At 38.8% G+C, this 17,178-nt stretch carries 8 protein-coding genes; 1 reads left to right on the top strand and 7 read right to left on the bottom strand.

What is annotated here, in order from left to right; all coding sequences use genetic code 11:
- Positions 1-2: 2 nt before the first annotated feature.
- From FJ218_00255 to FJ218_00285, 7 genes are all read right to left on the bottom strand, one after another.
- A complete protein-coding gene (locus FJ218_00255) occupies positions 3-893 on the bottom strand; it encodes a prohibitin family protein (GenBank protein ID MBM4165355.1) in 891 nt (296 codons plus the stop codon).
- 175 nt (positions 894-1,068) lie between these two features.
- The gene (locus tag FJ218_00260) at positions 1,069-10,908 is read right to left on the bottom strand and encodes a T9SS type A sorting domain-containing protein (protein MBM4165356.1); all 9,840 of its coding nucleotides are present in this window, start codon (positions 10,906-10,908) and stop codon (positions 1,069-1,071) included.
- 35 nt (positions 10,909-10,943) lie between these two features.
- Positions 10,944-11,471, bottom strand: a complete 528-nt coding sequence (locus tag FJ218_00265; protein ID MBM4165357.1) for a redoxin domain-containing protein — start codon at positions 11,469-11,471, stop codon at positions 10,944-10,946.
- An 87-nt stretch (positions 11,472-11,558) separates the two neighbouring features.
- Positions 11,559-13,187, bottom strand: a complete 1,629-nt coding sequence (locus tag FJ218_00270) for a CTP synthase (protein MBM4165358.1) — start codon at positions 13,185-13,187, stop codon at positions 11,559-11,561.
- Between the two features lie 66 nt (positions 13,188-13,253).
- Positions 13,254-14,012, bottom strand: a complete 759-nt coding sequence (kdsB, locus tag FJ218_00275) for a 3-deoxy-manno-octulosonate cytidylyltransferase (protein ID MBM4165359.1) — start codon at positions 14,010-14,012, stop codon at positions 13,254-13,256.
- Between the two features lie 84 nt (positions 14,013-14,096).
- Positions 14,097-14,381: an Asp-tRNA(Asn)/Glu-tRNA(Gln) amidotransferase subunit GatC gene (gatC, locus tag FJ218_00280; protein MBM4165360.1), complete on the bottom strand. Its 285-nt coding sequence runs from the start codon at positions 14,379-14,381 to the stop codon at positions 14,097-14,099.
- Between the two features lie 95 nt (positions 14,382-14,476).
- The gene (locus FJ218_00285; protein MBM4165361.1) at positions 14,477-15,241 is read right to left on the bottom strand and encodes a 1-acyl-sn-glycerol-3-phosphate acyltransferase; all 765 of its coding nucleotides are present in this window, start codon (positions 15,239-15,241) and stop codon (positions 14,477-14,479) included.
- Between FJ218_00285 and FJ218_00290 the strand changes: the two genes are divergently transcribed.
- Positions 15,222-17,030: an amidohydrolase gene (locus FJ218_00290; GenBank protein MBM4165362.1), complete on the top strand. Its 1,809-nt coding sequence runs from the start codon at positions 15,222-15,224 to the stop codon at positions 17,028-17,030. The genes FJ218_00285 and FJ218_00290 overlap by 20 nt on opposite strands.
- Positions 17,031-17,178 lie beyond the last annotated feature (148 nt).

A 17,178-nucleotide genomic window follows, 5' to 3' on the forward strand; every position in this document is an offset into this window, starting at 1 on the left:
AATTATTTATCGCCAAGAATTATCGGCAAACCGTCTTTTCCACTTCCGACGATAACTACTTTTGTATTAGGCGATTCAGCAATTTTCATCGTTGCTTCAATGCCTTTCCATTTTAAGAGTTGGTCGCTGAGACCTGAGGAAATAATTTTTTGAAAATCTGCAATGCCCTGCGCTTCGATGCGTTTTCGTTCTGCTTCCTGCGATTCTTTCTGAAGAACAAATTGCATTCGCTGGCTTTCCTGTTCCATTCGCAATTTTTCTTCAATGGATGCGGAAAGTTTATCGGGAAGTGTTAATCGGCGCAGCGGAATTGATTCAACAATAATTCCACGGGGAGCAACTATTTTTGCTACATCGAGAAGTATGACTGCTGAAAGACTTTCTCTCGCTGAAGTGTACAGTGCTTTGGCTTCGTACATTGCTGTAACGCCGCGTACGACAGAACGAAACTGCGGAAGTAAGATAACTCCGATATAATCTTCGCCAACTGTTTTGTATACTTCTGCGGCGGTTTCAGGATTTAAATGATACAATACGCTTGCTTCTAATTTAACCGTGAGTCCTTCTTTTGTCGGAACTTCCATTTCTTCTTTGCCTTCTTGGGTTTTCACGGAAAATTTTATTACACGCGCAAGTGGATTTACAAACCTAATTCCCGCTTTCAACGTGTTCTCCGAAACGTTTCCGAAGAAATCTACGACGCCAATATTTCCTGCGGGAACAACGGTGTAGCATTGACTCAACGCAATGACTGCTGCAATGAACGATACAAGCCCAGAAACTGATGCACGGTTTTTATACGCTTCGTTATGTTCGCGGGAATATTTTCTTCGCGCGTTTGTCCAAGTACCAAGAGAAACAATTGTTACCAACACTAAAATAATAAATAACATAAAAAAATCCTTTTTGATAAGTTAAAAAAATGCGGGGAAAATTACTTAAAGATGAAGGGAAAAAAAAATGAGGTGAAAGAACATCTGCGTTTTATTATCAAAAACACAAAACCCGTTCAAGAATTTTCTCAAACGGGTTATCTTTTTCTTTCAATGTGAAAAGTTGCTGAATGTTTTATTTCAGTAACAACAATTTTTTCATTGCTGTTTTCTTTCCGCTTTCCAAGCGATAGATGTACACACCGCTTCCATATTTTTCGCTATTGAACTGAACGTTGTAACGATTTCCAGGCTCAGCAGTTTCGCTGAATAAAACCGCAACTTCTTCGCCAAGAATATTGAACAATTTCAGCGTTGTATATCCTTCCGATTCGACTGTAAATGTAATCGTTGTTGAAGGATTAAACGGATTTGGATAATTTTGAGAAAGCGAGAATACTTTCGGGATATGTTCTCCTGTGATAACTCCAACTATTGGCTGTATCGCAAAATTGTTGTTATCATCGATAAAACCTGAAGTAGAAGTAAAAATGTATGTTCCGGGTGAATCAGGATAAGTTTGAATATAATTTTGTTTTGTTTGCGAACTTAATATGAAAATTCCAGAGCGCACTGAATGGAAAAGGAAAGTTCCCTGTTCGTTGGTAAGAACAGAATCAACTTTTTGCAAACCCTGGGAAAGATATAATTTCCAGTTTGCAATTCCATTTTCGTTCGGGTCGCGAAATTCATTACCGTTCGAATCAGCAAATACTTCGCCGCTGACTTTTGCATATTTGAAATTGCAAAAATCTTTTTCGGTAACTGTCGAACCGCTGGTGGCTATTTCAACGGTATATCGAGGCACTGCTGGAGAAGTTTTATACCATTCGGGTTTTACCATTTCGCGAACATAATACGTTCCAGTATTCAAGTTGATGAACGAATACCATCCAGCAGAATCAGTTACTGTAGAATCCATAAATGCTCCTGAAAGATAAACACGCCATCCTTGCAATGGCATATCTTCGGAGTTGATTATTCCATTGCCATTGAAATCATTATAGATTGTTCCGCTAATAATTGCATATTGAAAATTTCCAAAGTTCAAATTTGCCGTGTCTTGTCCATCTGATAACGAGAGAGAATATGTTCCCGGGAAAGGAGGAAATGTTTGTTTCCAGCCGGAACGTTTTATTTCTGAAACTTGATACGTTCCCGGAGGATTGTTATTGAATTGATACATTCCATTTCCATCGGTAATCGTCGAATCCGTTTTTCTTCCGGAGAGATACACTTTCCAGTTTGCGATTCCTGGTTCTCCATTATCGAAAACACCGTTGCTATTCAAGTCGTTAAATGTTTTTCCAATCAATAAACTATTTCTCGAATTGCCGAAATCTTTTCCGACAATGCTATCTCCGCTTGTGAAAAGTATAGAATGAAATCCGGAAACAGGAAATGTTTGTACCCAATCGGGTTTGAAGATTTCTTTTACGTTGTATATTCCCGGTCGTACTGTTGTGAAAGCATAGGTTCCATTCGCATTTGTTGATGTCGTTTCCGAAGTTGAACTTCCCATCAAAACTATTTTCCAATTGGAAAGTCCAACTTCATTTCCGTCATTAATTCCGTTTCCGTTGACATCATAGAATTTCATTCCGGTAACAGTACCAAGTTTGGAATTGCCAAAATTGTTTGCAACAGATTGTGTTCCGCTTGTAACGGTAATCGAATATACGTTGAAAGCAGGATACGTTTGTATCCAGTTGTTTTGTATTTCTTCGCTCACAGTATAATTTCCCGGAACAAGTGTCGAAAACGAATACGAGCCGTCAAGAAAAGTCAACGTTGAATCAATTTTTTTCCCTGAGAGTTTTATTTTCCAATTTGCAAGCGCAGTTTCATTCGAGTCGTGTATTCCGTTTCCATTTTTGTCGTGAAATTTCATTCCGGAAATTTTTCCATATTTGAAGTTTCCGAAATTTTTTTCTTCTTCTATTTGACCGCCGGAAGAAATTGTAACGCTGTATGTTCCTTCGGGAGGATATGTTGGCGACCAGTTTGTTTTTGTAACCTGCGAAACGGTGTACGTACCTTGCTCAACGAGCATAAATTCATACGCGCCGTTTGCAGAAGTGTACGTCGTTTCTTTTTGACTTCCGACAGAAAGCACGACTTTCCAGTTTTCTATTCCTGTATCGTTTCCGTTATACGTACTATCTGCATTCAAATCGTCAAAAACCATTCCTCGTATAATCCCGAGTTCGTATGCTCCGAAATTTTTTCCGGAAAGATGCAAATTACTCGTCAACGTAAATGAATGATTGTTCTGCGGGAATGTTTGTTTCCAATTCGATTTCGGAATTTGAACGAGAGTGTAATTTCCTCCTCTGAGATTAGGTATCGTAAACTGTCCAATGTTATCCGTAACTGTTGAATCAGTGGAAGCGCCGGAAATTTTCAGTTTCCAATTGGCTAAAGGAAGTTCATCGAAATCAAATTGTCCGTTTGCGTTTTCGTCATTGAAAACAAAACCGGAAACAGAACCGAGAACAAAACTTCCGAAATTCTTTTGCTCAAAAAGAGAGCCGCCGATAATCGAAACGGAATATGCAAAGGCAGGAATTGTTTGCATCGAACCTTGAGGAACTGCTTGCGTGAGGATGTATTCTCCGACGCGAAGTTTGTTAAATGTAAATTCTCCGTTTGCATTCGTGAATGTAGAATCGTTGGCAAATCCCGAAAGTCTGATTTTTCTGTTTGCAAGAAATGGTTCTCCGATATCATACGTGCTATCGCCGTTTGTATCGGTAAATGCAAATCCGGAAACAACACCAAGTTGATATATTCCAAAATTTTTGTCGGTGAAGATTGTTCCACTGAGTATTGCAACATTGTATTCGCCGGAAGATGTAGGAAGGGTAACATACATATTTGACGGCTTTTCAATTTTTACGATGTATGTTCCAATTTTTACGTTGTTAAAAATATAGAAACCGTTTGCATTAGTAGTTACCGTATCTGTTTTCAATGTTCCAATTAAAAAAATGTTCCAATTTGCAAAAATATTTTCGTCCAAATCGTGCGTGCTGTTCCCATTCATATCATTGAAAACTGTTCCCGAAACAATACCGAATTGAGAATTTCCAAAATGGCGATTAGTAACTTGAGAACCGCTTTGCACTTGAACTGAATGGAATCCGTTTTCGGGAAAAGTTCGGTACCATCCGTTTTGCAATGTTTGCGTAACAATGAATGTGCCGGATTTTAAGCCGGAAAATGTATAGTTACCGTTGTTGTCAGTAAACGTTGAATCATTTAACGAAGGACCAGAGATTTTGATTATCCAGTTTGTGTCGCCTGGTTCGCCGGGGTCTTTAAGAGAATTACCATTTTTATCTTCAAACAACGTACCGGAAATACTTGCTTTTTGGAAGTTTCCGAAATTTCTGTTTGATGCTATTGTTCCGCTGTTGATTAAGACGGAATGACATCCGTCATTAAACGGCTGTGTTTGTGTCCAACCAGTTTGTAATACATGACAAATAGTATAATTTCCAAGAAGAAGATTGGTGAATGTATAACTTCCGTTGAAATCGGAAACTTTCGAAGCCGTATCCGTTCCGGAAATTTTTACCGTCCACCCGGATAATCCCGGTTCACCGATATCTTTTGAAGCATTACCATTTAAATCGTTGTACACAAAACCGCTGATTGTTCCAAGTTGATAATTTCCGAAATCTTTTCCTACACTGTTTGTACCACTGATAACTGAAACAATATGTGTGGTTTCAGGGGGAAACGATTGGATCCATCCGAGAAGTTGTTTTTCTGAAAGAGTGTATGTTCCTTTTGGAAGTTTTATGAATTGAAAATTGCCGTCGCCATCAGTGAGAACAGAATCTTTTTTCGTACCGTTGATATAAATTGTCCAATTGGGAATTCCGGATTCTTCAAAATCGCGTTCGCCGTTTCCATCAACGTCGTTAAATTTCGTTCCTGAAATTTTTCCGAATTGAAAATTGCCAAAATTATTTCCGCTTACTGTTGCTCCGCTCATAACAGTTACCATATAGTTGGAAAGAATCGGATACGTTTGCTCCCAAGCGGATTTGGTTTCTTCGCGGAGTGTATAGTCACCGGGATACACATTTTTAAACGTAAATACTCCAGTAGAATCGGAAAGGACGGAATCTGTTTTTGAAGTTCCTTGCAAATAGACTTTCCAGTTTGAAATTTTTGGTTCGCCGAAATCTTCAGCGTTGTTTCCGTTGATGTCGTTGAAAATATACCCTGTTACTCTTCCTAATTGAAAATTACCAAATTCAAGTTCGGAAACTATGGAGCCGCTTATAATCGAAACAGCAAATGTACCCGGCGCTGCTGGAGTAGATTGAACCCATCCTTGTTGCGTAACTTGACTTACAGTATAATTTCCAACAGGTAAATTATTGAATTGAAATTTTCCCGTTGCATCAGTAAATTGTTGGTCAGTAATTGGTCCGCTGATTTTTACTAACCACGCAGGAAGCAATGTATCGCCTTGTTCGCGTGTCCCGTTCGAATTAAAATCGTTGAAAACATTTCCACCGATAGTTCCGTATTGAAAATTACCGAAGTTGATGTTGTTGATAATTGTTCCGTCGTTATTGATTGCAAGTGAAGTTGAACCGTCTTCTGGTTCTGTTATAAACCATCCAAGAGGCGTTTGTTCCGAAAGCGTATATGTTCCCGTTATGACATAATAGAATATGTAATAACCGTTTTCGTTCGTTACAACGGAATCTTGCTTCGGACCTGCAAGATAAATTTTTATTCCTTGAATTCCTGATTCCGATGGGTCTTTTGTTCCGTTTCCGTTGACATCATTGTAAGCAGTTCCGGAAATTGAAGAAAGCAAATGATTGCCAAAATTTTGTCCAGTAATAATCGAACCGCTCGAGATGGAAATATTGTGAGTTCCGTTTTGCGGAGAAGAACGAATCCATCCGATTTGCATTTCTTCTGTAATGGTATAATTGCCAACAGTTAAACCCGAGAAGGAATAATTTCCGTTTGCTTCAGAAAGGATGGAATCAATTTTAGTACCGCTTAATTTGATTTTCCAGTTTTCTAATCCTGCTTCATTTGCATCTTTTATACCGTTATTATTCAAATCGTTAAATGCAATTCCGGAAACAATTCCGAGTTTGAAATTTCCGAAATTGACTTGCGTAGCATTTTCTCCGCTGACAAGCGTAACAGAATGAGTGCCGTTGTTTTCAGGGAACGTTTGCTTCCATCCATTTTGCAATTGTTCAGAAACGATATATGTTCCGACAAATAAATTTTGAAACGTATAATTTCCGAGGGCATCGGTTGTTGTCGAATCATTTTTGGGACCGGAAATTTTTATTTTCCAGTTTGCAAGAATCGGTTCTTCATCACCTTTTATACCATCACCATTTACGTCGTTCCATTTTCTTCCGCTTATAGATGCGACACGGTAATTTCCGAAATTTTTTCCAGTTATATGCAAACCGGAAGTTATATAAATGGAATATGTTCCGCCCGATGGAAGCGATTGCACCCATCCGTTTTGAAGAACTTCTGAAACAGCGTATTGTCCAATTTGTAAATTGATAAACGAATAATTTCCGTTTACGTCTGTAATTGCTGAATCGGTTTTTATTCCGCTGAGTTTTATTTTCCAGTTTGCAAGAATAGGTTCACCGTTTTCTTGAATTCCGTTACCGTTGACGTCTTCAAATTTTGTACCTGAAACAGAGCCGAGACGGTAATTTCCAAAATCGGAAGTTGAAGCATTGGTTCCGCTAACAACTGCGATTGCGTATCCATTGTTTGCGGGATACGACTGAATCCATCCTGATTGCACAACTTGGTTCACTTGATAATTTCCGAGAACGAGAGTATTATACGTATAGATTCCGTTTATATCAGTTACTGTCGAATCAGTTTTCGTTCCGGTAAGTTTTGTTTTCCAATTTACAATTCCGGGTTCTCCTGCATCTTTGACACTGTTTGCATTGATATCATCAAATATCTTTCCCGAAATAATTCCGTATTGAAAATTACCGAATGTATTGTTGTTTGAATGTAATCCTGCTGTAACGGAAATAGCGAATGTTCCGTTGTTTGCAGGAAGTGTTTGAAACCATCCGTTTGAAAGTATTTGAGAAACCGTATAATTTCCGATACGGAGATTCTGAAAAACATAATCGCCATTTGCATTCGTTGCTGTTGTTTCCGCTTTCAATCCGCTGGTGCGCAAATTCCAGTTTGAAATACCAGGTTCACCAACGTCTTTTGTTCCATTACTGTTAACATCATTGAATACAGAGCCGGCGATAGAACCAAGAAGATAATTTCCAAATTGCAAACTGGTAACTTTGAATCCGCTTGTCATTGTAATATTGAACACCCCTCCTGCAGGTGACGTTTGGTACCAACCGTTTTGCAGAACTTCTGAAACGGTATAATTTCCGCCTCGTAAATTTTGAAACGTAAATGCGCCGTTTGCATCTGTTACAACGGAATCATTTTGCGGTCCGTTTAATTTTATGTTCCAGTTTGCAAGAACATTTTCTCCCGCATCTTTTGAGCCGTTTCCGTTGATATCATTAAACGCTATGCCCGAAATTGAACCAAGTTTGAATAATCCGAAATCTCGATTGATAGAATGTGAACCGCTTTTGATAGTAATGGTGTACGGGAAATTATTTTCCGGAAGCGTTTGAATATTTCCCGGAGTTACGCTGATGGAAACAGTATATACACCATATTCAAGTTGAGAAAAAATATATTCGCCGTTTGCATTTGATTGAGTGATAATATCGTTATTCAATTGCACTTCAACATCTTGAATTCCCGATTCGCCGACGTCTTTTACGCCGTTGCCGTCAATATCGTTGAAGACAACGCCGGCAATACTACCAAGATTGAAATTTGCAAAGTTGCGATTGCTTGCAACAGTTCCGCTGAGCACCGATACGGAATAAGAAGTTTCCAGGGGAAACGTTTGCTTCCATCCGTTTTGTAATTGTTCTGAAACAGAATATATCCCGATGGGGAGTGAAGAAAAAGTATAATTTCCCAACGCATCCGATGTTGTAGTATCAGCAATTGTTCCGGCAAGATAGAATGTCCAGTTTTGCAGTGCAGGTTCACCCGCATCTAAGGTGCCATTTCCGTTGTAATCGTTGAATTTCATTCCGGTGATAATTCCGTTTTTATAGTTTCCAAAATCTCTTCCGACAAGATGAGAACCGCTTTCGATTGTTTCAGTGTATTTTTGCGTAGGAGGAAATGTTTGTGTCCAGTCGCTTTGAATTTCTTCAACAACGTTGTAAACTCCGGGGTCAAGATTTGAAAATGTATAATTTCCGTTTTGGTCAGTAAGAACAGAAGCAGAAGAAACGCTGGAAATATGTATTGTCCATTCAGCAATTCCCGGTTCTCCAATATCTTTTACGCCGTTTCCATTGACGTCTTCAAATTTGTGTCCGCTGATTGTTCCCAATTCAAAGTTGCCGAAATTTTTCTCGGTTACGTTTGTGTTGCTGAGAATTGAAACAGCAAATGTTCCGTTTCCGCCGGGAAAACTTTTTTTCCATCCGCTTTTCACTTCTTGGCTTACAATATAATTTCCAAGAGGAAGATTCGTGAAAAGATAATCTCCGTTATCATCTGTTAATGTAGAATCGTTTTTGATACCGCCGCTAATGAGCGTTCCCAAAATTTTTACTTTCCAGATATTTGCAATTCCTTGTTCTCCTACATCACGAATACCATTACCATTGATGTCGTTCCAAACATATCCGCTGATAGAACCGGAATGAACATTGCCGAAATTGATATCTGTTGTGTCGGAATCCATACGAAGCGAAAGCGTGTGTGTTCCCGATGGAGGATAGGTTTGTGTCCAGTTTTGTTGTAGAATTTCTCCGACGGAATAAATTCCTGCGTATAAATTTTCGAGAACATAATTCCCGTTCGCATCCGTTGTAGAAGTGTCGGAAGACAAAAGTCCATTCGTAAAAACTGTCCATCCGGAAAGTCCTGGTTCTCCAACATTGAATATACCGTTGGAATCCAAATCGTTGAATTTCTTTCCATTTATTCGCGCAATAGGATAACCAATGTATGCAGGAATACTTTTCCCTGCAGTAAAATCAGAAAATGACGAAACGCTGTCAATGAGTAATAAGTTGTTGATATCATCGTTTTCACCCGCCACGGGAAATGTCCACGAAGGAGCATCGTATTTACCTACAAGAAGATTACTTTCTACTACCCCTGAGTACAAATCACTTTCTATATACTTAAAAGTAAGATTTGCATTGAATGAAGAAATGTTGCCGCTTTTTGAAATTGTCCAATATCGTTTTATTACGCTGTCGGAAAATTGCGTGTTAGGATGAGTTTGCGCAGTTGTTTTTACCGAAATAGTTCCGTTTCCGATGAGAGAAGTGAAATTCATTGTTACTGGAGAATAACCGTTACTGGTACCGACAGGAAAATATTTTGTTCCCTGAGTCGCAATATTAACGTTTAATGTTCCGTCAACATATCCGTTTATTGCAAAAAGTGAATCTCCGTTCTCGATAGTTAACGTTTTTGCGAGTGGATTAAGTCTTCCGTTTTTCAATGAACATAATCCGGTAACGGTCAAATTTTTGTTCAATGCAACAACAGAAAGCGAGTTAAGAAACAAACGACTTACCGATGTTGTCGAAAGTTCGTTGTCGGTAAGAAGAGAATCTGCATTGTTATATACTAATGTATAAGAAGCGGGAAAAGAAAACGTTCCGTTCATTTTTCCCGAAGTTCGTGTGATTATTGCTCCTGAAGAAATTGTTACCGAATTGGTAGCAGTAGAAAGTGTTCCGCTTTGCAACCATAATTCACGAGAAAGAATGATAGATTTGTCAAGAGTTACAGAAGTAGGATTACTGATTTTCAAACGCGGAGTTGCCGCGAGTAATTCCGTTGAAGTATTTTGCAACGCACTTCCAGCGTACACCAGCCACATATTAGTTCCGCGATTCAACGTTCCTGTTGTTCCGATGACAGAAGTTCCGCTATAAACTAGCGAATCGCTGATAGTAATCGAATTTCCCGATCCAATCGTTTTTGTTCCTGTTCCGCTTATTTTCAACCCGCTATAGGTGATGTTGGGCCAGATATTTTGGTCTCCGTTTCTTGCATATTCCAATAAACTCCCTGCAGATAAGTCGAACGTTGGCGCAGCAGTAAACACTGTAGTAGGGCAACTCGATTTTAAATTGCCACCGGAACGAATTCTCATCGTGTTCACTGCTATCGTGCTGTCAATTTCTAACGTTCCATACAGTATGATTGAACTCATCCGTTGTGTGTACGTAGAAATACGTGATAAATGTTTTACTCCTTTCAGTGTTGCGCCGCTGTTGACGTACAAATGTCCCGTATTGCTCAATCCGTTGGAATCAATGCGTAAATCTTTTCCGCTGACGTTGTATGTTCCGCTTGTAACAATCAGTCGCATAAATTTTACATCAGTTGAACTTGTAACTTCGACATTGGAAGGAACATTGATTTCAACTCGGAGACGATACAAACCCGCCCACCAGTTTGTTCCGATGATAACACCGGAAGATTGGCGTTTGAAGACTACTTTTGATTTTTGGTCTGTATCCGTAGTATTGTCAATTAACGATAATCCGGGAATGGTATTATCGCTTTCTAATTTTCCGTAGATCTCAATGATACCGGAAGCGCGAAAATTCAATCGTGTTCCGCTTGTTCCATTCACCGTTAAATTATTGCATTGCGCTGTATAAATTGCAGGAATGTAAATGGTAATCGTATCGTTATTAGGCGAAGTAACGGGAATAATTACATTGTCGTTGAGTGTCGGAATAGTTCCCGTACTCCAGTTCGTCGCATCATTCCATGCTCCGCTATCTACAGCAGTAATGGTAATTTGTGAAAACGAACGTAGTGAAAAACATATGAGAACCGCAACAAAGAAAAAATATTTCAGGTATTTCATAAACGATATTCTTGTTGAAAATACAATTGAAAAAATTAGTGAATAGTTAGCAATGCTTTTTTAAGTTTATTGAACGATTGTGAATCCTTAGGCGAATAGTGCATATCAATGTAAGCAATAGTTCCCGCCGTGTCAATAACAACAATCGTGCGTTTGTTATAACCGCTTTTTTTATCGTAACTGTTGTAGAGTTTCCCTGCGGTATGTTCGTGGTCGCTGAGTAGCGCAAACGGAAGGTCGAGTTCTTTTGCCCATTCGCGATGCGAATACGCATAATCACCGCTGATGCCGAAAAGAATCGCATTCAGGTTTTTAAGAGAAGTAAAATCGTCGCGCATTGTACACATTTCTTTTGTGCATCCATCGCTCCAATCCGCAGGATAAAACGCAAGCACAATCGGTTGTTTTCCGATATGTTTTGAAAGCGTGAACCCGCCACGAATGATTGTATCTTTCGTAGCAATATCAAGCGTAAAATCGCGTGCAGGAGAACCGATGTATAAATCTTCTGCAAAGGTATTCTTATTTAAAAGCAAGAGAAAAATGAAGAAATAAATGAACATTGCTACAATAATAATGAAAGTGATTTTTCACTTGAAATCTACAATAATGATAAAAATAAAACAACGAGATTCTGCAAAAAAATAAATTCATACCAATTTTTGAAACGTAACTGCAGCACGAACAAATCCTTGAAACATAGGATGCGGTTTCATTGCTCTACTTTTCAACTCGCTATGAAATTGTCCGGCAATAAAAAACGGATGTGAAGCGACTTCAATAATTTCAACTAAATCATTCTCTTTATAAACTCCGCTGAAAATAAGTCCTGCTTGTTCCAATTGCTTCCGAAATTTATTATTCACTTCGTATCGGTGGCGATGACGCTCTGAAATTGTCCTTGATTGATACAATGAAAATGCAAGCGAATTTTTTTTCAGTGTTATTTCGTTTGCTCCAAGACGCATTGTACCACCTTTTTGTTTAACTGTTTTTTGCGTTTCGAGCAAATCAATAACATTGTATGTAGATTTTCGGAATTCAGAACTGTGTGCATTTTTCATACCGCAAACGTTGCGCGCAAATTCGATAACTGCTGTTTGTAATCCAAGACAAATTCCGAGAAACGGTATTTTGCGTTCGCGTACAAATTGAATTGCCTGAATCTTTCCTTCGATTCCACGCTCCCCGAAACCGCCGGGAACAAGCAAACCTGAAACATCTTTCAAAAATTTTTCTGCTCCTTGTTCTTCAACATCTTCTGCGCGTATCCATTGCAATAGAACACGCGTATCGTTTGCGGCGCCGGAATGAATAAACGCTTCATTGATGCTTTTGTATGCATCAGGAGATGCAGTGTATTTTCCAACAACGGCAATCGTTACACGATGTTTCGGGTATTTAATATAGTGAAGAAATTTTTTCCACTCGGAAAGTTGTTTGTTCGGAGATTGTTTTGCGCGAAGTTCCAGTTTGTCGAGTACACGTTCCGCAAGTCGCTCATCGAACAATGCAACAGGAACATCATAACTTGAATTTACATCGTGTCCTTCGATAACATCGATCGGTTCAACGTTGCAAAATAATGCAATTTTCTTTTTCAAATCGTAATCGAGGTGATGTTCCGTTCTACAAATAATGATATCGGGATTTACGCCGATTTCTTGCAATTCTTTTACACTATGTTGTGTCGGTTTTGTTTTCAATTCGCCCGCTGCTTTGATAAATGGAACAAGCGTAACGTGAATGTTGAGTGAATTTTTTCTTCCGCGTTCCAAAGTAAATTGTCGTATTGCTTCAAGAAATGGAAGTCCTTCAATATCACCAACAGTTCCGCCAACTTCCGTAATGACAACATCGTACTCGTTACTGTTTGCAAGTTGACTGATACGTTCTTTTATGACATCGGTGATATGCGGAATAACTTGCACCGTTGCCCCCAAATAATCCCCGTGACGTTCACGTTGAATTACTTCATTGTAAATTTGTCCCGTGGTCGTGTTGTTTTCTTTTCGCATATCAATGTTGAGGAAACGCTCATAATGTCCCAAATCCAAATCGGTTTCGGCGCCATCGTCGGTAACAAAAACTTCACCGTGCTGAAATGGATTCATTGTTCCCGCATCTACATTGATGTACGGGTCAAATTTTTGAATTGTTACACGAAGTCCGTGCCATTTGAGTAAGAGCGCAAGTGAAGCGGAAGCGACTCCTTTTCCTAACGATGAAACAACACCACCGGAAATAAAAATAAATTTTGTTGAAGTTTCAGATTTCATAAATGAAAATTAAAATAAAACGCCGACAATTGCCGGCGTATTTGAATATAAAATGTTGTAAAGAAATCAACTGTTACGCAAACGTTCTCTCACTAATTCAGCATCCGCGAACGTATCAACGGCAATCGAATCAAACGTTGTAACAACAGTTTTTATTTTCCATCCATAATACAGCATACGCAATTGTTCCAGACTTTCTGCTTGTTCCAGTTCCGTGCGCGGAAGAATTGTGAATTGCTGCAATGCATTTGCGCGATATGCGTACAATCCGAGATGTTTGAAATATGGAAGATATTTTTGCGTTTCTCTTGTCGGAATATCTTTCATCACAAATGGAATAGGAAGTCGCGAAAAGTATAGCGCAAAGAAATTGTTATCCACGATAACTTTCGGCGTTCCCGGCGAATACAATTCTTCAGTCGTTTCAATTTTTTTTATCGGCGTGCAAACGTGAATGGAAGAATTTGTAAGAATCGGAACAATCGTTTCATCAATAATTTCTCCGCGCATAAACGGTTCATCTCCCTGAATATTGACAACAATTTGTGCGCTCGGAAATTCATTGGCAACGTATGCAACTCTATCGCTTCCCGACTGAAGAAATTCCGGCGTCATCATTGCAGTTCCGCCAAAACTCATCACTTTTGCGGCAATGCGTTCATCATCTGTTGCGACGATTATTTTCTCCAACAGTTGTGAATTGAGTGCGCCTTCGTACACGCGTTGTATCATCGTTTTACCGCAAAGGTCAACGAGTGGTTTTCCCGGTAATCGTGTTGAACCGAATCGTGCAGGAATAATTCCGATTATTTTTTCGTGAGACATTTTTTCATAAATAGTTAATCGTAATTCGTAAATTGCGATGTTATGGATATTGCAAAACTTCCGTGTGAAATCTACAATCCGAAATCATCCAATTACTTTCGGAACTTTGAAAAATTCTTCTGTTGCCAACGGAGCGTTTTTTAAAATTTCTTCTCGAGGAAAACTTGCTTTCACCCCATCTTCTCGAAAAACATTTTGCAATGGAAGTACGTGCGTTAACGTTTCAATATTTGTTGTGTCGAGTTCATTCAACTTGTCCATCATTTTCAAAATGCTGTTGAACTCGCTTGTGAACTTCACTTTTTCATTTTCAGAAAATTCTAATCGAGCAAGTTGAGCTATTTTGTCAACGTCGTTCTTTGTTACCATAAAATAAAGTGTTCGAGGATTCAAGTGGTCAAGGGTTCAAGTGATTGTCAAAGTTTGTAACCGCATTACTCACATCGCAAATCTCAAATCTCAAATCATTGTTCAACATAATGTTCTTCAATCGCTTTGTGAACTTCTTCCATCAATTTTTTTTCTGCGTCTTTATCCTGAGTTTGCGGAATGGAAATTGGTTTTCCTAAAATCAATGTTACGTTTCCCGATTGAATGCGAAACGATTTCTTCGGTAAAATCTTAAATGTTCCGTTTATCGTTAATGGAATAACGGGAACACCACTTCGAACAGCAAGATAAAATGGTCCGCGTTTGAACGATTGAAGTTTTCCATCTTTCGTTCGCGTTCCTTCGGCAAAAAGTAAAATCGAGCCGCCGTTTTTAATTCGTTGCGCTGCCACATCCAAACTTTCCATTGCGGACATTCCTTTGGTACGATGAATCGGCGTATGAATTTTTCCGTACCTTAATCCAAGTCCGAAAAACGGAATCCAATGTAACTCTTGTTTATACACAAATCCGATATTATCGGGAATTCCCGCAAGCACACATGGAATATCGAACATACTCGCGTGATTGGAAATGTAAATATGCGGTACAGAAAAATCAATATTTTCTCTACCAACAATTTCAAGTTGTATTCCTGCAATTTTCACAAGTTGTTTCCCAAAAAATTTTGATGCCGCTTTGTAAAAATTTCTTTTTTTGTCGAAAGGAAGAAAAAGTAAAATAACAGCAGGGACAAAAAATACGTGAACAAGAATTGTGAAAATGCGAAAGAAAGAACGTACCATTCTATAATTTTGCGGGCGAAAATCTATTAAAAAAATGTTTTGGAAAAAAAACATCAAGAGAAAAATCCTCCTTCGATTTTTAGTATATTTTTCACCAAAAAAAAACAGAACCTTTTTCTCAATTCAACAGATGAAACCAAGATATTTAAGTATTCTTTTTGTCGTCATTGGCATAATGGCGTATTATTATTTCCTTATGAATGTTCAACAACACGCTTCGATTGTATTTATCAATGGAAATGTTTATACGTGCAACGATAAGCAACCGACAGCGGAAGCAATAGCCATTTCCGGCAATAACATTATTGGAGTTGGAACCAACGAATATATTTTAAAACATTACCGAACAAACGACACGCTCGATTTGCAAGGAAAAACAATTGTTCCGGGATTAATTGACGCGCATGCTCATATACTTGGTTTGGGAAATGCGTTGCAAATATTGAATCTTGTCGGAACAACATCGGCGGAACAAGTTGCAGATATAGTGCAGAAAAAAATTTCGGAAACGGAAAGCGATTGGATTTTTGGAAGAGGATGGGACCAAAATGATTGGAGCGAAAAAAGTTTTCCTTCGCATCACATCCTTGATGAAGTTAGCGGAAAAAAGTTTGTTGTTCTCACACGAATTGACGGTCACGCAATCTGGGTGAATAACAATGTTTTGGAATTATCGGGAATTTCTAAATCTACGGTAATTCCCGAAGGAGGAAATATTGTGAAAGATGAAAACGGAAATCCAACAGGAGTTTTTATTGACAACGCAATAAATTTGGTTGAAAAAATTATTCCGGAAAAATCTGATGATGAAATTCAAAACACAATATTACTCGCTGTCAATGAATGTGTAAAACTTGGACTTACGGAAGTTCACGATATGGGTGTGGATTTAAAAGTATTGAAAGCGTACGAATCACTTATAAAAAACGATGCATTGCCGTTGCGGATTTATGCTGCAATTTCTCATCCTCAAGATTCACTGAACAACGAGCAAAAAGAGATGTGGGATTCTTTTTTCTATTATGGTCCGCTCATCAATTATCACGATAGATTAACAGTTCGTGCGATTAAGATATATGCCGATGGAGCATTAGGTTCACGCGGAGCAGCACTGATTGAATCATATTCCGATGATAAAACGAATCGTGGATTAACAATGCTGAGTGAAAAAAATATCGAGGAGATTTGTTCAACGGCGTTGCAAAAAGGATTTCAAGTTTGCACACACGCTATTGGCGATAGAGGAAATCATATCGTATTGAACGCGTATGAAAATGTTTTGAAAAATTACAAAGGAAATCCTCCACGCTTTCGAATTGAACATGCGCAAGTTCTTGAGCCGAGCGATATTCCACGTTTCAGAAAATTGAAAGTAATTCCAAGTATGCAGCCAACGCACGCAACATCTGATATGTATTGGGCGGAAGAGCGATTGGGAAGCGAGCGCGTGAAATTTGCGTATGCGTGGCGCTCGATTTTGAATACGAAAATGCTCATTGCCGGCGGTTCTGATTTTCCCGTTGAAAGTCCGAATCCGATTTTAGGATTTTTCGCTGCTTGCACTCGCGCCGCTCAAAATAATTATCCCGAAAACGGTTGGTATGGTTCGCAAAAAATGACGCGAGACGAAGCATTGAAAGCATTTACGTTTTGGGCAGCAGATGCGGCATTTGAAGAAGATTGGAAAGGAACAATCGAAGGAGGTAAAGTTGCCGACTTTACGATTCTTTCCAAAGACATAATGCGCGTTCCGCAAAAAGAAATTCTCGATGCGGAAGTTGAGATGACGATAGTGGGAGGGAAGGTAGTGTATAGGAAAAATTCAATTACACAAACGAACTAAAATATTTTCACATTTAATGTTAAAAAATATGAGTATCAAAGAACAAGCAATAAATGTTATTAAAACTCTTCCCGAAAATTGTACGATGGAAGATATCCAATATCATCTTTACGTTCGAGAAAAAGTGGAAAGGGGAATACGTGCAATC

It is taken from the genome of Ignavibacteria bacterium (assembly GCA_016873775.1).
GTDB lineage: Bacteria > Bacteroidota > Ignavibacteria > UBA10030 > F1-140-MAGs086 > JAGXRH01.